Annotated in this window: 1 protein-coding gene (only partly in view); it reads left to right on the forward strand. The window is 71.1% G+C overall.

What is annotated here, in order from left to right:
• Positions 1–19,950, forward strand: partial view of a hypothetical protein gene (locus BV907_RS01045; RefSeq protein WP_175637315.1) — the 5' portion only. Its footprint extends 17,616 nt past the window's final position; only the first 19,950 of its 37,566 coding nucleotides appear in the window; it begins with the start codon at positions 1–3; its stop codon lies off the right edge, out of view.

The raw sequence follows: 19,950 nt of genomic DNA on the forward strand, positions 1-19,950 counted from the left end.
ATGCGCCCTGGTCAGCATGATGGCGGCTCGCGCATCCGCACCGTCGCGCGCCGCCACGGCGCCGCCATCGTCTCCTCCATCGTCACCGCCGCAATGATCGCGGTCCTCGGCGCCCCACCAGCGAATGCGACGCAGCCCGCCGCGCCGGCCGCGCCCATCACGCCCGAGCAGCCCGCGCAGACGCCGGCATCCGACCCCATCGTTCCCGACGCGCCCGAGGTCATCCACCTGCGCGACGCCCAGGTGCTGGCCGTTGAGATGCTTCCACGCGACGAAGCGCGGGCGGCCCTCGATGAGATCTTCGCCACCCAGCAGCGCCAGCCCACGACAACCGCTCCTCAGACGCAGCGCGACCGCGCGGCCGAGGCGGCCGAGGCGGCCCACCTCCAGCAGCTCGTCACCGCGCAGCAGGTCGCCCAGGCACAGGCCGACGCCGACGCCAAGCTTCAGGAGGCGCTCGCCGCTCTGGCGAAGGCCCTCTCGACCAGCCAGTGCACGACCGTCGGAGGCGCGAACGGCCAGCCCGCGTCGATCTCGTGCCCCATGGAGGACGGCGACGCCACGATCTCCGGCGACAACGGGGTCGGCGTCAGCACGCCGACGTCGACACCGACGCCGACGCCGACGCCGACGCCGACGCCGGCGCCCACACCGACTCCGACACCGACTCCCAGCCCTTCCGCGAGCGAGGATGAGACCGAGGCGCTCACGGCGTCGAGCCTTCCCGCCGACCCCGTGGCTGCCGACCAGGCCCTGTCCGCGGGTGTGCTCGCCGGCGCGGTGGCGCAGGCCACCGCCGAGTGGGCGGCCGTCGGAGCCGACGTCTCGGGCATCTCCGCCACGGTCGCGGCGCTCTCGGGCGCGACGCTCGGGCAGGCATCCGGCCGCTCAATCGTGATCGACGACGACGCCGCCGGTTGGGGCTGGTCGCGCATCGACCTCCTCACGGTCGTGCGTCACGAGATCGGCCACGCCCTCGGCGCCGGCCACGGCTCGGGCCTGATGTCGGCAACCCTCTCGCCCGGGCAGTCGTTCGGCGTGGACGCGTCCGTGCTTCCCGCAGCCGAGCCCGCGCCGGCCGCGGCCGAGCCTGCGGCTTCCGCCGGGCCCGTCGCACCCGTTGAGCCCGCACCGGACACTCAGACGCCGGCCGAGGCCCAGACGCCGACGAAGACCCAGACGCCGACCGAGGCTCAGACGCCGGCCGAAGCCCGGACGGAGACCCAGCAGACCCAGCAGCCCGCCGACGCCGGCCAAGCGCCGGCCGCCACGACCGGATGGACGGTGGACGGCACGACCGCCGCGCTGACGCTGTCGTCGACGGATGCCGCCACCGGCACCCTCCGCCTCTCCGGCGGTGCGATCCGCTTCACGTCTCCCTCCGGCTCGACCTCCTCGGTCGACGCCGCCGGCCTCACCGCGGTCGTCGTGCGCGGAACGGACGCCGCGGCATCCACCGCTTCCTTCACCGTCGACCTCAGCGGCATCGCAGGACTCGCGCTCGCCATCGAGGCCGCGACGGACCGCCTGCACATCACCGGTCTCGCCGGCGCCGCCCGTCTCGCCGCGGACGGTACGCGACTTCGCCTGGACTCGCTCGTCGCGAGCCTGACGTTCCTCGCCCCGCGCCTCGCCGCTCTGATCGAGAGCGTCGACACCGTCACGCTCGCCGGCTCCCTGTCCTTCGCCGGCGCCGATGTCACTGTGCGGGGTCGCCGCATCGCGGTCGAATCCGGCGCCGTCCTCGACACCCGCGGCACCGACCGTGACGGAGCGATCACGCTCGCCGCGTCCGATGTCCGGACCGGAGCAGTGGATGCCGCGGCATCCGTCTCGGTCAACGGAGCAACCCTCTCGGGCGGCGCGGTCAGTCTCACCGCCGAGTCGGCGAACGCGACGAGCGCACGTGGATCCTCGACGGCCACCGTCAGCCTCGACGGCGCGACGATCCACGCCAGCGGCGACGTGACGCTGCGCAGCGACTCTACCGCCGACCTGGCGGCCTCCGGCCAGTTCGCCTTCGTGAAGGGGGTCTCGGCCGCGGTCACCCGCGTGAGCGGCAACTCGAGCATCGGCACGCCCGGCACCGTCCGGATCGAGGCGCGTAACACCGCGTCGGCGATCGCCGTCTCGGCCAACGACGGAGGCGTCGCGCTGTCCGAGGCCGACCTCACCCGCCTGACTCACGCGATCGTCGAGGGCGACCAGCACATCTCGGCCGCCGAACTGGTCCTCGTCGCGGCGGCCGCAGGCACGCTGCGCGTCGCGGCGGCCGGCACCTCGGGTGCCGCGGAAACGTCGGCCGAGGCATCCACTCTCTCAGGCCGCGCCCTGGCGGCAGCGCCCGCATCCGGCTCGATCGCCGTCGGACGCGCGTTCCTTGAGACGATCGCCCGCATCGCACCGGCCGCCCAGCTGACCGTCGGCGCCGCGAACGTCTCGCTGCAGACCGACTCCGACATCGCCGCGTCGACGTCCGCGACCGGTACCGACGGCGGAGTCGCGGCGCTCGTCATCCGCGACGTCGCCGAGAGCAGCGTCTCGACCGGCGCAGGCCTCACCGGCGCCGCCGACCTCGCCCTCCGTGCGACCACTCGCCACTCCGCCACCGCAGACAGCACCGGATGGGCGCTCGTCTCCTCCACCGCCGCGACCTCCGCGGTGGTCGGCGCCGGCGCGCCGCTCGCCCTTTCGGGGGACCTCGCGATCACCGCGACGCAGGAGGCCGAGGCCCGCGCCACCGCCGCTGGCGCCGCTCTCGTGCTCGGCACCCACGACATCACCGCGCGCCTCGACCGCGCTGCGACGGTTGCCGGTTCAGTGACGCTCGCGTCGGCCGGCACATCGGTCAGCTTCTCGTCCGCGGCAGCCGCTCCGGTGGCGATCGCGCCGGCCGCCCCGATCCAGCTTCTGGCCGCGCTCGGCGCCGCATCGACGTCGGCGATCGCCGTCCCGGCGATTCCGGTCCGCACCTTCGCGGGCTCGGTCCTCGCCGCCACGGTCACCACGGCGCTCGGCAGCGTCCTGGGCTCGGCGCCGCTCCGCAGCGGCGGAACCATCGATCTCTCGGCGATCGCCAACGGCTCCGGCTCGGCCGGCGGCCGCGGTCAGGACCTCGCCGTCGACCGGACGTTCCTGCTGCCGGCGGCGACGCGCTCTGCCATCGTCGATGTGAACAGCCCGGTCTTCGCCGGCGACGACATGCTGATCCAAGCGGGCCGCGGGCCTCCGGTCGCCGGAAGCGCTCAGTCCACCGCAGTCATCCACCTCGACGCGGCCGTCACACTCCTCGACCCGGCCGCCACCCTCACCCTCGAGAGCCCCGAGCAGTCGCTGGCGATCACGCCACCTGCCGGTGCGGTTCTCCTCCCCGCCTCCACGGGCGGCACCGTCTCGTTCGGGAACGCGACCCTCACCTTCGCACCCGGCTCGCTGCCGGCAGACGCCTGGATCGTGATCACCTCGCGCACCGCGGCAGTCGGCGGCATCCTCACGACCTCGTCGATCTACGATCTGCGTGCGTACGACATCCGCACCGGCGCCGAGATCACGACGTTCCTCATCGCCCCCGTGCTCACGATCGCCGTCGGCGGCGCGGCGAGCGGCTCGCGCATCTGGTACGTCGCACCCGATGGCTCGGTCCAGGCCATTCACACGACGGCGGATGACGCGTCCGGCACCATCACGGCGGCACTGCCGCACTTCTCGGACTACGTCGCCGGCTCGCCGCTCGCCGGCATCGTCGGGCTCATCGTCCAGCAGCTGCAGTCGTACCTCGCGAACCAGACGTACACGCAGAACCTCGGTACGCACCGCCTCGGCTCCGCCCTGACGCTGAGCGACATCACGCTCACCATCAACACCGTCTCGGTCGCCTCGCCCTACAGCGGCTCCGCCATCTTCAGCGCGGGACTCCAGCTGTCGCTCGTCGTCGGGTCGCTGTCGATCACCGCGAACGCCGCCGTCTCGGCGACCTACACGCTGACCAACGCCACGTCGCTCGATGCCGGCTCGCTCCTCATCACGGTCGGAGCTCTCTCGCCGGCAACGACGTTCGAGATCGCGATCGCCGCGGGCGGCACCGAGATCGCCACGCTCTCCGCCGACTCGGCGACGCTCAGCCAGTCCGGCTCCAACCTCACGATCACCGCGTCGAACGTCTCCGCGGGCTTCGGCGGACACGTCTCGATGGCCGGCGGATCGCTCTCGCTCATCTCGCGCGGGGACACCGGCGACGTCGAGGTCGAGCTGACCGGCGGCACGGTGTCCATCTCCGGCGGCACGTCGGGCCTCGCGCTCACCGACGCGGTCCTCAGCTACAACGGCACCGACGGGCTCGCGCTGAGCGCCAACCTCGCCCTCACGGTCGGCACCACGGTCCTCACCGGCGCCGTCCGCGCGACGCAGGCGGCCGGCGTCACGACGCTCACCGTGAGCGACCTGCAGACGACGCTGGCCTCCGGTTCCGAGCAGACGGTGGTCCTCAGCGGCGGCGCGGGCACTCTGATCCTCGGCACCGCCGGCACCAGCGGCTCGCTCTCGGCGACCGTCGTCGCGACCGGCACGCTCACCGCCACGCTCGCCGGTCGCCTCGAGATCGACACCGCCGCCGGCACGACCGCCGTGGCAGTCGCTGCGCGCGGACTGAGCCTCGACCTCGGCGAGGGGCTCGCCCTCTCGAACGCCGTGATCGGGCTCTACATCGAGTCGGGGAGCGGCGGGACCGATGTCGCGCTCGACGCGACCGGAACCGTCACGCTCACGGGCTGGGCCGACGCGAGCTTCAGCGGCACGCTGCGCGCCCGCATCAACGGCTTCAGCGATGCCGTCTCGGAGACCATCGCCCTCGCGGACGGATCGGGCGACGTCATCGTGGCCTTCACCGCGGGCGAGGGCGACACCATCAGCGGCACCGGCCTGACGCTCGTCGTCCTCGGCCAGAGGATGACCGGCGACTTCGTCTTCGCCGACGCGGGCGACGGCTTCACAGTCACCGTGTCGAACCTGGTCCTCACGTTCCGCGAAGGCGATGCGACCGTCGCGAGCTTCACGGGCGGCGGCAACCTGACCCTATCCGGCGACGAAGCGACCGCCGACCTCGACGGCACGCTCACCATCACCGTCCCGGGCCTGGCATTCTCGGGCACGCTGAGCCTCGGCCTCAGCACCGCCGAGAGCGACTCCTTCGTGCGCGCGACGGGCACGGGGATCAGCCTCACGATCGCGGGACAGGCGATCACCTTCGCGGAGTTCGCCGTCTCGCGCACGACCACCGCCGGCGTCACCCGCACCGAGATCTCGGTGAGCGGCGGCGAGTTCGTCGTCGAGGAGAACGGCACCGAGCTGATCGCGCTCAGCGGGATACACGGCTCCATCACGATCACGGCGGGCGGCGTCGCCGGCCGGCTCGAGGCCGGCATCTCGAGCGAGATCACGGAGTTCGCCTTCGCGTCGACCGTTGCCATCGCCCTCAACACCGCAAGCGCCGCGATCGGCGACCTGCCCGCAGGACCGTACCTGCGCGTCGACGCGATCGGCACCACCATCACCGTCGGCGGCCAGGCCCTCACGGCCGACCTCAGCCTCCAGCGCGGCGTCGACGCGGCCGGCGATATCGTCGTGCGAGCCGGCATCGCGAACGGCTCGCTCCTGCTCACGGCCGGCGGCTCGACGGTCGTCTCGCTCACGCAGGGCACCGGAGCGCTCCTTCTGACGGACGCCGGGTTCGCGGCATCCCTCTCCGGCGTCATCGCCGTGAGCCTTCCGGGTGTCTTACTCACGGGCGGACTCGGCGTGCGGATCAACACGACCGGCGTCGCCATCGACACGACCGTCGCGGTGCGAGGCGCTGACCTCCCCCTGGTGCTCCCCGCCGGGTCGGCCGACTATCTGCAGCTCAGCGGCACCGACATCACGCTCGTGGTCGCCGGGCAGCGCCTCACCGGATCGATCACGGTCGAGAAGTACGGCGCCACGACCGTCGTCACGGTGTCGGACGGATCGCTCGTGTTCGGCGACGGCATCGCGACCGTCACCGGCGTCACCGCCTCGCTCACCACGGGCGCCTCGGGCATCTGGGGCAGCTTCACCGGCGCGCCTTCGCTCAACGTCCCGGGCGTGGGCATCACCGCCGCGAGCCTCACCGTACAGATCAACACGGATGCCGCGGCCGAGCACGACTCGATCGCTGCGGGCACCGTCCGGGTGGGCGCCGCGAGCCTTTCGGTGAACGTCTCGGGCGTCGCGATCACGGGCTCCATCTGGTTCGAGCGCGTCGTCGCCGCGAATGTCGCGAGCTACCGGGTCAGCGTCACGGGCGGATCGGTCAAGCTCGGCCCGGTCGCCACCCCGTACGTGGACGTGAGCGCCATCACCGGCACGTTCCTCATCACTTCCGCGGGCGTGGCCGGCCAGGTCACCGCGACCGCGGCCCTCACCGTTCCCGACCTCATCTCGATCACGGGCAAGACGATCTCGCTGTCTGTCAACACGACTCCGGGTCCGGTCGACCTTGGCAGCAGCGTCGTGCTGCCGGCCGGTCCGTACCTGCGTATCGAGGTCGAGAGCCTCACTGCCGCCATCGCCGGCGGCAAGCTCGTCGGCTCTTTCGCCTTCACCCGTACGGTCCACGCGTCGGGCGCCGCCGAGATCGTGGTCGCGATGACCGGCGTCGACGCCTACCTGGGCGCCGCGGACGCCGACCCGTCGCTCTTCGACGGCGAGGGCGCGCTCATCATCCGCGAAGACGGCGTGGCCGGCTTCCTCGCCGGATCCGCGTCGCTCGGCGGCAGCGGTGTCTCGGTCTCGGGCTCGGTCCTGCTCGAGGTCAACACCACCCCCGCCGCGATCGACACGACGCTCATCGTCGGCGGCAAGACGATCGTCTTCAAGCTTCCCGAGCCTGCCCCGGGCGGCACGATCTTCCGGCTCTCGGTCTCGGACCTCACTCTCACGATCGGCGACTTCGTCACCATCGAGGGCAACCTCACCTTCAGCGACACGGTGATCGGCGGCCAACCGGTGCGCGTGGTCGCGGCATCCGGCCTCACGATCTTCCTCGGCCGCGGACCCGCCTTCCTGCAGTCGGGCGCGATCAATCCGCTCGCGGTCGGCGTGCTGCTCACCGGCGCGACCATCGGCCTCATCGAGATGGGCAACGGGCATGCGCTCGTCGCGACCGGCACCGTCAGCATCATCGGCGTCCCGGGCGTGACGGTCACGGGAACGACGAGTGTGCGGGTCAACAGCACCGGCCTCGCCGTCTCGCAGACGATCGAGATCCCGGGCAGCACCGCACCCGGCGTGGCCGTGAACTTCGCGGCGGCCGCCGCGGTCACCGAGTTCGTCGTCAGCGACGCGAGCCTCGCCTTCGCCGGTCAGTCGCTCACCGGAGACTTCTCGTTCGGACGTGACGGCACGGGCATCACGCTGTCGGTCGACAACGGGGCGATCTCGCTCGGCGACGCGGTCGAGCTCGGCGAGATCACCGGCGCACTCGTGATCCGCGCCGACGGCATCGCCGGTTCGCTCAGCGCCGTCGTCTCGATCGAGGCGCTCGGCGTCGACGGGGTCACCGCCACGGTCGCCGTGAACAGTGCGGCCGTCGCGGTCACCGTCGGGTCGACCGCGCTCCCCGCCGGTCCGTACGTGCGGGTCTCGTTGACCGGACTCGACCTGGCGTTCCTCGGCCAGACGATCCGCGCCGACATCGCCGTCGAGCGACTGGTGTCGGGCGGCGTCGCCACGACCGTCATCGGCCTCGCGAACGTCGCGCTCTTCCTGGGCGACGACGCCGGCACGCCGGGCGCGGGGACCACCGAGGTCGCCGACGACCTGGGCGTCCGCCTCACCGGCGGATCCGGCCTCCTCGTCGTGACGACCACCGGGATCGCGGGGCGCATCGGGGGCAGCATCACCGTCCGCCTCGGCGCCGACGCGTCGCTCGACGGCGCCCTCGCGCTGACCCTCAACACCACCGCCACCAGGGTGCAGGCATCCGTCGTCGTCGGCACCACGACGCAGTCGCTGGATGTCGCCGCCGGCCCGTACCTGCGCTTCGAGGGCACCGGGCTCACGCTCCAGGTGCTCGGCCAGTCGATCTCGGCGAACGTCGCGATCGAGCAGGTCACGCCGCTCGGTGCGAACGGGTCGCCGGATGCCACGAAGAAGGTGCTCCGCATCGCGGCGACCGCGGTGCACATTACCCTCGGCGGCGGCGCGGTCTCTGTCACCGACGGCACGGCGCTCATCCTCCTCTCGTCGGGCGGCGGCACGTCGTCCTTCGCCGGTCGCATCACCGGCACGCTCGCGCTCGATGTTCCCGGCGTCGCCCTCTCGGGCGCCCTCGCCGTGGAGTTCTCCACCGCGGTCGACGCGATCGACCAGTCCTTCACCATCGCGGGCGAGACGCTCGAGCTGACGCTGCCGGCTGGAGGCGTGGACGGCTACCTGCGCGTCGCCGGGACAGGCATCACCCTCACGGTCGCCGGCCAGTCGCTGACGACCGACATCGAGATCGTCGACGCGTCGGGCACGCTCACCGTGACGCTGCGCAACACGACGCTCGTGCTCGGCGGCGACACTCCGCTCGTCACGATCTCGCAGCCGACCTCGGGCGCGGGCGCCACCGCGACCATCGTCGTCGGCGCGGCCGGCGCCTACGGGTCGATCGCGGTCGACGTCGTGCTCGGCGTTTCCGACGTCACCGTGACCGGCATGATCACCATCGACTTCAACACGACGACGGCCAGCCAGACCATCGGAACCGCCCCCGACGACGTGACGCTGGCGGCGGGCCTCATCCGCGTCGGCGGTGAGGACCTGTCGATCGCGGTGTTCGGGCAGACGCTCACCGGCGACGTCGTCGTCGAGCAGGTGACCACGACCGCGGGTGCGACCGTCACGCGCATCGCACTCGCCGAGGTCGAGCTCGACCTCGGCCCCCTCAGCGCGTCGAACGGCACGGGACTCTTCGTGATCACGCCGCTCGGGATCGCAGGTTCGCTGACCGTCCACATCGAGGTGCAGACCGGCGCGCCGTTCTCTCTCACCGGGATGCTCGAGCTGCAGCTCAACACCACGTCGGCCGCGGTCTCGGAGACGCTCCAGATCGGCTCGGGCACGGTGTCGCTCGACGTTCCGGCCGGCCCGTACCTGCGTCTGGCCGGCACCGGAGTCGTGCTGACGGTCCTCGACCAGGCCATCCGCGCCGACGTCGCCTTCGAGCGCGCCACCTCCTACGGCACGGACGGCGTCCTCGGCGGCACCGACGACACCACGCTCACCAAGATCGCGCTCGCGAACGTCGAGCTCTCTCTCACCGCGGGCAGTGCGCGACTTTCGCTCACCGGCGGCGAGGCGCTCTTCGTGCTTCCCGCAGCCGGGGGACTCGCAGGTCGGGTGTCGGGGGCCGTCGCACTGAGCGGTGTTCCGGGCGTCACGCTGGCCGCGACGCTGGCCCTCGAGATCAACACGACCGATGCCGCCGTCGACGAGGCCGTGCGGGTCGGCACCGGCACGATCAGCGTCGAGCTGCCGGGCGTCACCGGCGGTTACCTGCGCCTCGCCGGCACGGACGTCGGGATCAGCGTCGCGGGCCAGACCATCGCGGGCGACATCGAGGTCGTGAAGAGCGGCAGCACGCTCAGCCTCACGATCGACAACGGCGCGATCGCCTTCGGCGCGGGCGGCGCACCGCTCGTCAGCGTGACCGACGTCTCGGGCACCTTCTTCCTCACGGCGACCGGCATGGCGGGCTCCGTCGGCGCGACCCTCACGGTCACGGTCCCCGGCCTCGAGGTCACCGGCGTCGTCGCCGTGCAGATCAACTCCGGCACCGCTGCCATCACGCTCGACGAGGGCGAGTCGACCGAAGTCACCCTCCAGCCCGGGCTGAAGGTCGAGGTCACCGGAGCGTCGCTCACCGTCGCGGGCCAGACGCTCGGCGCCGCGCGCATCCTCGTCAGCCGCACGCCGAGCGGCGAGGTCGGCTTCGCGGTCACCGATCTCACCCTGCAGCTCGGCGGCTTCGTCAACATCACGACCGGCCACCACTGGTCCGGCGCGCTCGTGGTGACTGCCGGCGGCATCGCGGCCACCTTCTCCGGATCGACGATCGGCATCTTCTCCCTCCCCGGCCTGACGCTAGGCGGCGACGTCGAGTTCGCCATCAACACCACGAACGCCGCCATCCGCCGCACCGACCTCGGTATCGACGTGCCGGTCGGGCCGTTCCTGCACATCGCGATCACGAACGGCGTGCTCGGCGTGACGGGCGGCCCGTCGTTCTCGGGCAACTTCCTGCTGAGCCGCAACGCGACCACCGCCGTCACCACGATCGCGTTCAGCCAGATCACCGTCTCGCTCACGCCGGAAGGCGAGGCGGGCCCGCTCGCCATCACCGACGGGAAGGGTGCGTTCCTGCTCACCGCCGGCGGCATCGTCGGGACGTTCTCGGGGGTCGTCTCGGCCTCCGCCAGCGGCCTCGACGCGGACGCGACGGTCGCGGTCCGATACAACGGCACCACTCAGGCGCTGAACCAGACGATCACCGTCGGCGGCATCGACGTCGCCCTCGTGTTCGCCGCGGACGAGATCGCCGTCGGCGGTGCCCCATTCATCGCCCTGGCCGTCTCGGGATCCATCACGCTCGGCGACTTCGTCGAGATCATCGGCAGCGTGGCGTTCAGCGGCTCCGAGCTCGAGGTCAGCGGACTCACGATCTTCGTCGGCCAGGGCCCCGGCTTCGTCGACGGCGGCGCGCGCAACCCGTTCGCGACCGGTCTCTTCCTCACCAACGTGAGCGGCGTCGTCAGCGGCACCGCGGGCAGCCGCGTCGTCGCCGTATCGGGCACGGTCGAGCTCGTCGGCATCCCGGGCGTCACGCTCGCGGGGACCGTCGCCGTCTCGTTCAACGAGACCAGCACCGAGCAGGTGCTCGGCTCGGGCGACACCGCCGTCACGGTCGCCGAGGGTGCGCCCGGCGCGCCGCACCTCCTCGTCATCGGCGACCTGACGCTGAGCATCGCCGGCCAGGAGCTCACCGGCACCTTCGCCATCGAGACGCTGACCGGCGGCGGGCTGCGCATCAAGTTCGGCTCTGCAGCCCGCGACGGCGGCAGCCCGCTCACGCTGAGCCTCGGTGACGGCGTCGCCCTCGCGACGATCGCGTCCGGCGAGCTCGAGCTCACGACCGCCGGCGTCGCCGCCGTGCTCGTCGCGACCATCACCCTCAACGCCGGCGACGCGTTCGACCTCGACGGCGCGGTCCAGCTGCAGATCAACACCGCGACGACCCCGAAGACGGTTCAGGGCGCCGTCCTGCCCCCGAGCTCGGTGCGGGTGCAGGTCGGAACGCTCGCGACTCCCGCCGTGCTCACCATCCAGGAGCAGACCCTCAGCGGCGTCTTCGTCTTCTCGCAGGTCCGCGGCCACGTCGCCCCCGGTGCACCGGCCGGAACGGTCGCGCCGGCCACCACGGTGCTCATCGCCTCGGCGCTCACCCTCACCATCGGCACCGCCATCGCCGGCGTTCGCCTGACCGACGGCGAGGCGGTCTTCGTCATGACCGCGGCGGGCCTGGCGGGCCGGGCCGGCGGCACGGTCCGCATCCTCGTCCCCGACGACGCAGTGCAGTTCAGCGGAACCTTCACCGTGGCCGTCAACTCCGGAGCCGCGGTCGCGCAGACGTTCGAGCTGGACGGCACGACCATCGTGCTCGAGCTGCAGGTCGGCCCCTACATCCGGGTGGAAGGCGTCGACGTCGCCATCGCCGTCGCCGGCCAGCGGGTGTCGGGTGACTTCACCTTCACGAAGTCGGGCACGACCACCTCGATCACGATCGCGAACGCGCGCGCGGGCTTCGGCGACGGCACCACGGAGTTCGTGACGCTGACCGGCGGCACGGGCTCGTTCGTCCTCAGCCCCGTCAGCGGCAGCACTGGCGGCCTGGTCGGGTCGATCAGCGGCACGGTCGCGGTCACCCTGCCGGGCATCGGGGTCAGCGGCACCTTCTCGCTCTCGCTTAACACCGGCGCCGCAGCTCCGTCGCTGGCGATCACCGGCCAGGGCATCACGATCGATATCGGCGGCTTCCTGCTGACGCAGGGCACCATCACCTTCTCGCAGCGGACGGTGGGCGGGGCCAAGATCATAGACGTCGCCGTCTTGGCGAAGGCGAGCTTCGGCGCACCGATCGGCACCCTCACCTTCTCGGGGGCTCTGCAGATCGGCCCCGCCGGGCTCGCCGGCGTCCTGGCCATCACCGAGGTCAGCATCCCGCTCGGCGGCGGTGTGACGGTCGCGGCATCCGCTCTCCGTCTCGAGATCAACCGCGGGACGCAGGCTGTCGTCCTCGCGGACCTCGCGAGCACGCGCCTCGAAGCCGGGCCGTACCTCCGCCTTGTCGGCGACGGCATCCAGATCGCCACGGGCGGCGTGACGATCGTCGCGTCGGTGGCCTTCCAGCAGGCGACCAACAGCGCGGGTCAGACTCGCACGGTGATCGCGGTCGCCGGCGGCGCCGTGCACCTCGGCACCGCCGCGGACGCCGCCATCCTCACGGGCGTCGACGGACTCATCGTCCTGACGCCCGCGGGCATGGCGATGCAGCTCGGCGGCACGCTCGACCTGGGCTCCCTCCTGCCCGACGGCGTCACCGTCGCCGGCTCCTTCGCCGTCGCCATGAACCAGTCGACCGGCCGTGTCACCGAATCGATCACGCTCGGCTCGCGCTCCGTCTCCCTCGACCTCGAGGGCGGCCTCGCCATCCGGGTCAGCGGCAAGGGCGTCACCCTCGCGATCGCGGGTCAGACGCTCAGCGGCGACTTCTCGTTCCAGCGCACCGGCTCGGACACCGAGATCGTGCTCGAGAACGTGTCGCTCCGCATCGGCGACGGCAGCAGCGACATCCTCACCCTCACCGGCGGAGCCGGGACCTTCACGCTGGCGGCCGGTGCGAACCCGGGCATGCACGGCACCGTTTCGGGAACGGTCGCGCTGACGGTGCCGGGTGTCTCGGCCTCGGCGACGATGGTGCTGACGGTCGACACCCGCGTCGGCAGCAAGAAGTTCGCGATCGGCGTCACCGGCCTCGTGCTCGATATCGCCGGGCAGCGCCTGAGCGGCAACTTCACGTTCGAGCAGGTCGGCGCAGGCACGGCTCGGGTCATCACGGTCACGGCCACCGCGGTTACGATGTTCCTCGGCGATCCGAAGGGCGCGGGCGCGGGCGACGACGTGGGGCTGCTCCTGACCGACGGCGAGGGCGCCTTCATCCTCACCTCCGCCGGCATGGCCGTCGACATCTCGGCCAACGTGAACCTCGTCGGGCTCGGGGACATCCCGTTCTCGCTGGGCACCGGCCTCGACGTGCAGCTGCAGATCAACACCGCGCCGACCCCGGTCGACACGACGGCGGGCCCGCTCACCGTCAAGCTTCCGGCGGGCCGCTTCATCCGCGTCGAGGTGAAGGGCGAGGTGACCGTCTTCGGGCAGTCCATCGAGGGCACGTTCATGGTCGAGCAGGTCACCGGCGCCGGCGCGGACCGGAAGGCCGGCACCGCCGACGACGTGAAGGTCCTGCGCATCGCGGTGACCAAGGTCGCGATGTTCGTGGGCGACGACGGCGGCACGGCCGAGGACTTCACCGACGACATCGGCATGCGCCTCACCGACGGGACGGCGCTGCTGCTGCTGACGAGCGAAGGCTTCGGCGGGTCGATCTCGGCGACCGCCGCCATCCGCCTCGGCGAGGGCCTCACCGCCACCGCCACTGTGGCTGTCGAGATCAGCAACATGCGCCGAACCGTCGGCGGCAAGATCGTGCCGGTCGCGGTGAACGAGGAGTTCATCGTCGGCGGCGAGGCGCTGACCCTGACGCTCCCGGCCGGCCCCTACCTGAAGGTCGGTGTCACCAGGCTCGCGCTGAACATCGAAGGACAGCAGCTCACCGCCGATGTCTCGTACGAGAAGTCGACGGCCCTCGGCGCGGACGGCGCGCTCGGCGGCGGCGACGACGTCGAGAGCGTCAAGATCCGCTTCGTCAACGTCGGCCTGCGACTCGGCACGCCGGACCGCGACATCGTCATCGTCCGCGACGGCTCCGGCGCTTTCGACATCGTCCCGAAGATCGGCGACAAGAAGGCCGGCATCGCGGGCCGCGTGCAGGCCACCGTCGAGCTGCTGATCCCCGGCGTCACCTTCTCGGGCACGCTCGAGGTGCGCATCAACACGCTCGCCGACGCGAAGGACGTCGACGGCGTCTCGATCAGTCCCGGTGTGGCCGTGGCCGGCCTCGACCTCACGCTCGAGGTCGCCGGCCAGCGCCTCACGGGCGACTTCTCCTTCTCGAAGGATCCCGCGAGCGGCGAGATCACGCTGGCCCTGGCCGACGTGAAGCTCGAGCTCGGCGACGGAACCCAGACCTACGTGACGGTGACGATCGACGAGGGCGCGATCCTCGTCACCCGCAGCGGCATCGTGGCCGCGATCGTCGCAGGCATCGCGTTGAACCCGGCTGTCCTTCCCGATGTGGAGGTGGTCGCCGACGTCATCGTCCTCATCAACAACACGACCGCCGACGTCAGCCGGCAGGTCGAGCTCGGCGGCTCGCCCATCACCATCTCGGTGCCGAAGAACACGCTCGTGGTACAGGTCGGCCTCGTCGGCCGCGAGGCGGAGTTCACGATCTTCGGTCAGACGCTCGCGGGCGTCGCCGTCTTCGAGCAGAAGAAGACGGCCGCCGGCGCGAAGATCGTGCGTCTCGCGTTCACCGGCGTCCAGCTGTTCCTCGGCGACCCGGGTGGGGACGGCGAGCTCGACGACGTGGGCGTCCGCCTGACGGACGGCGCCGGTGCCTTCATCATCACGCCCACCGGCATGGCGGGCGAGGTCACCGGGTCGGTCGACGTGGTCGGACTGCCGTTCGACGTCGAGTCCGACTTCACGCTCCAGATCAACACGATCAAGAGCGGCACGCAGGGCGTCGTGGTCAACGAGGTCTTCCAGTTCGCCGGCGTCTCGGTCACCACGACCACCGACGGCAACGCGTCGCGCGCTGAGGTGCAGCGCATCTCGGTCGGCGTCCCCGCCGGCTCCTTCACGCTGGCGCTCGATGCGAACCGCAACGGCACGCTCGAGGCGAGCGAGATCAGCGCGGCCATCCCGGTGGGGGCAGATGCCGCCGTCGTGGATGCCGCCATCGAAGCCCTCATCGACTCCGAGGCCGGCACCGACAAGGTCACGGTCGCGGCGCAAGTGGGCGGCTATCTCGTCGAGTGGGTCGATGACGGCAACCAGGTCGCGCTGCAGCCGAACGTGCGCGTGCTGTCGCTGCCCAAGGGCCCGTTCGTGCGAGTCGTCGCGAGCAACGTCGTGGTCGACTTCGGCGACGTCGAGCTCAATGTCGCCGCGATCGCCTTCGACCGATTCGGAACGGGTTCGACCGCCGTCACGCGCATCGCCTTCACGGGCGCGAGCCTCGGGTCGACGGCCAGCATCGGCTCCGACAACCCGGGCCTCAAGGAGGCGTCCGGCATCCTGGTGGTCTTCCCGCGCCTCGCCGTGACCGACGACAGCACGACCCCCGACACGATCACCACCACCGGCGGCGTCGCGGGCATGCTGACCGGCAAAGTCTCGACCGGCGAGAACCTGAACGCGAGCGTCGGCTTCGCGATCAACACGACCGGGGTCAAGGTCAAGCAGACGATCGACATGGGCGAGACCGACCTCGTCCTGGATCTGACGGATGACACGTTCCTCTTCATCGTCCAGGACCTGAGCTTCGATTTCGGCGGCTTCCTCGAGATCCGCGCCGGTCAGTTCGCCATCAACGGCAACACCTTCCGCGGCAGCGGCCTCGAGATCTTCATCGGCTCGGGTCCGTCGAAGCTCGCTGACGGCAGCCTCAACCCCGACGCCATCGGCGTGCTCATCCGCAACGCCGAGGTGCACTTCGAGCGCAGCACGGCCGTCGGAGGCGGCTGGGCGATGCGCGCGACGGGTCAGCTGGCGCTGCTCGGTCTCGACGGCCTGGGCATCTCGGGCAACGTGTCGTTCCAGGTCAACGGCTCCGACTCGGTCACCTTCACGCTGGACGAGATGGGCGGCATGTCCGGTCCCATAGCTCCCGGCGCCTTCAGCTTCATGGCGTCCGGCGTCGTCATCACGGCGGGCGACGTCGTCCGCCTCGGCGGCACGCTGCGCCTCACCCGCCAGCCGAACGGCGCCCTCGACATCTCGCTGTGGAACGCGACCGCGCTGGTCAAGAGCGGTGGCACCAACATCGTGAGCCTCGCCGGCTTCGCGACCTTCTCGATCTCTCCGATCTCGGGCTTCCAGCTCGGCTCGTTCAAGGTGACGGACTTCGCACTGTTCCCGCCGACCGACGTCGTCGAGCCGCCCGTGAGCGAGCCGCTACCCGTCGTCGTGACCGCGGACCTCGCCAAGCCGCTCCGCGGCTCGGTCTACACCGGCGCGACGCTCACCGAGATCGAGATCACCTTCTCCACCACGGACGGCACGATCAGCGAGGCGTCGATCATCGACAACCCCCCGGAGTTCGCGATCTCGGTGGCCGGTTCGAACGAGACGTGGACGCCCGGCATCCTGCCGACGAAGGTCGCGGGCAAGCCGAACACGTGGCGCTACACGCTGACGCCCAGCGGCTCGGGGGCGCTGCCCACGACCGCGGTGGTCACGGTCGCCTTCACCGCCGGCGGAGTGCTCACCGCGGGCGGCAGCCCCGCGCCGCTCCTCGCTGAGCAGGAAGTGTTCTACGTCTTCCGCCCGACGGCCGCGAAGCCCAAGCCGGGACCGGTCGCGTCCCTCGCGGTCGCGAGCATCAACCAGGCGCAGCTGAACGCGCAGAGCTACATCGACGTCACCTACACGTCCGTGCCGGAGACGCCGGATGCGGCGGCGGCGCCGATCGTCAAGTCACTCATCGAGAACAGCACGGTGGCTCCGTTCACCATCTCGGGCCTCGTCGCCGACCTCGAGATGAACGGCGCCGTCCCGGTGCTCATCGGTGCGCCGCTCCTGATCGCCGGAGCCGACCCCAACGCCACGTCGGTGACGTATCGGTACTTCCTCAAGGACAGGAACCGCAACAACACGCTCGGCCTCTTCAGCGGCACCGGCAGCATCACCATCACGCTGGCGGAGAACCGCGTCGCCAGCGGCGCGGTCGGAGCTCCCGCCTACAACAGCGCCCAGTCCCTGACTCTCGCCGTGACCGCGAGCCTCGCGGGTGAGCTCGTCGAGGGCGGTCCCATCGCCCTCGGGCCGCTGACGCTGCAGGGGCCGACCGTGGGCCTCGGCGGCTTCGGGTTCGTCGACGGCAAGGTCGTGCTGTCCGTCATCCTGGGCGTCCAGCGCGCGTCGCTCGCCTTCGGCGGCAACCCGACGACCGGCGCGCCGTCGACGGCGCAGGCGAGCTCCGGCATCACGGTCGACCTCATCGGCCTCAGCGGTTCGTTCGAGCTGGCCGTCGACGTCTTCGGGCTCCTGGGCGGAAACGTCGACATCCGCCTCACCGGCAAGTGGGGCCTCCAGGTCGCAGCGCTCGACGCGCAGATCCCGAACGTCGCCCGCTTGCAGGCGACCGGCGTGAAGGTGACCTACGACCCGAAGGGCGCCTTCGATCAGGAGATCGTGCGCATCAACACCGCCACGATCACGTTCCCCTCCTTCGGCATCACAGGCTCGCTCCGCCCGTACGACCCGGCCAAGGCTTCCAACATCTCCGCGAACAACGATGTGGCGCTCGACGTCGGCGTCATCCCGGGCCTCACCATCTACGGCAGCGGCTTCAAGCTCGGCACCGCCGAGCTCGCGTACGGGCTGCCTCCCACCACGGGCGCCACCGCCGACCTCGGCAACGCGCTCGCGCCCACGGCGGTCGACCGCAAGATCACGCTCGGCGGCATCCTCGAACTCGATGACATCCGGGTCGGCGTCTCGGGCCTCGAGGTCCGCTTCCCGCCGGACGGCGCCACCGTCGGCTTCACCGGCTCGATCTACATCGCCACGGGCGGCGCCAAGCTCTTCCCCGGCAAGGCGTACGGCGCGACCCTCACCGACCGGCTCACCACCGATGACCGCCGGCCCGACGGCACGATGGACGACGAGGCGTTCCGCATCGCGCTGAGCTTCGCGGGCGGCAAGGTGCAGGCGTTCCAGCTGACCGTCGACACGCTCGAGATCCGCATCGGCACGTACGTCACGCTCACCGCGCGCGACTTCCGCCTCGACACCGGCGCCAGGGGCTCGGACTACATGGTCCGGTTCCAGGCGGTCGGGGCCAAGGTGACCATCGGCTCGCTCGTCCTCGCGGGTGAGGGACGCAACTTCGCCATCACCGGCGACGGCGACTTCAAGGCGCTGAGCGGCTTCGGCGTCTTCCTGTCGGTGGGCTCGGCGACGGGCGACTCGTTCAAGTGGCCGAGCTTCCTCCCCGTGCGCATCGATGCGATCGGCATCCAGTGGGCCGACGTCGAGCGCGCGCCGGGTGACTTCGAGCTGATCCTGTCGGCGAGCGTCACCGGCATCCAGGGCCTGTCCGGCCTGCAGATCACCGGGTCGATCCAGGGCATCCGCATCAAGCCGTCGCTGCTGATCGAGGGCAAGTTCCCGATCATCGGCATCGACGCACTGGGCGTCACCGTCAAGGGCAAGATGTTCGGCGGCGAGGTGTCGGCCGGACTCGTCGGCGGCATCATGAAGCTGGACTCGGAGTACAACATCATCGGCGTCTTCGACACGACGACCCCCGTGCACCAGCGCGTCTTCTACCTCGGTCTCGAGGGCACGATCTCGATCGCCGGACTCGCCGGGTTCGGCATCCGGATCGGCCTGTCGGAGCTCGGCCCGCTGCAGGTCTTCCTCAGCGTGAACGTGCCGGGCGGCATCCTGCTCGAGCCGAACTCGGGCCTCACGATCAACGACTTCGCCGGTGGCGTGGAGTTCTTCAAGACGCTGCCCTCGATCGAGGATCCCTTCGCGCTGCGCTCCTCGGCGTTCCAGCTGCCGACGGTCGTGACCGCCGACCAGTGGCTGCTCCAACTGCAGCAGCAGGTGGCGCTGCAGGCGAAGACGATCTCGCAGACCCCTGGACAGAGCGGGTTCGCCGCGGCGTTCACCGCCCCGATGGTGATCACCGGATCCGCGCGCATCTACTCGATCTACACATCGCAGGCCGTCTTCAACGGCCAGGTGATCCTCAAGATCTCGACCGACGGCAAGATCCTCATCGTCGGCACGCTCAACTTCGCCGACAACAACGTCTCGATCAGCGGGCGCCTCTACGCCGACCTGTCGAAGGTGTCGACCGGCAACGTCGTGATCCTGTTCCTCGCCGACTTCCCCGACCAGGTGCGCCTGCTCACGCTGTACGGGAAGCTCAAGATGGGCTTCCGCAACTCGTCCGGCAACGAGGTCACCTTCGACGTCGTCGAGGGCCTCGACCCGATCGCGACCGGCACGCCGCCCGTCATCGACCTGGGCGCGCCGACTACGAACGGCGGCACGGTGGACGTGGGTGTCGTGAACGGCGCCGCCGGCTCGACCAAGTACGTCGACGTGACGTACACGCCGGCCGCCGGCGCGAGCCTGGACCTCGCCCGCATCCTCGGGCCGAACCGCACCGGCTTCACGCTCTGGTACGGCACCGAGACGACTGCCCGCGCGACCATCACGGTGAAGCCCGTGCCGATCGTCGCCGTGACGACGCCCGGCGGCATGAAGTTCGTCGAGCTGCTGACAGACGCGAACGGCGCGTACTACATGCTCGACGTTGACCGAGTCGACGTCCTCAAGGTCGCCGACCACACCACCGGCGGCGACCTGCTCGAGGCCGCGGTGCGGATCGCGGGCACCACGCGCTTCCGCTACGCGATCGGCACCGCCGAGCTGGCGATCGGGCGCTGGGAGCTGCGCTTCGCCGCGGGC

Origin of the sequence: Sinomonas mesophila, assembly GCF_001999765.1 — a bacterium.
GTDB classification, from domain to species: Bacteria; Actinomycetota; Actinomycetes; order Actinomycetales; family Micrococcaceae; genus Sinomonas; species Sinomonas mesophila.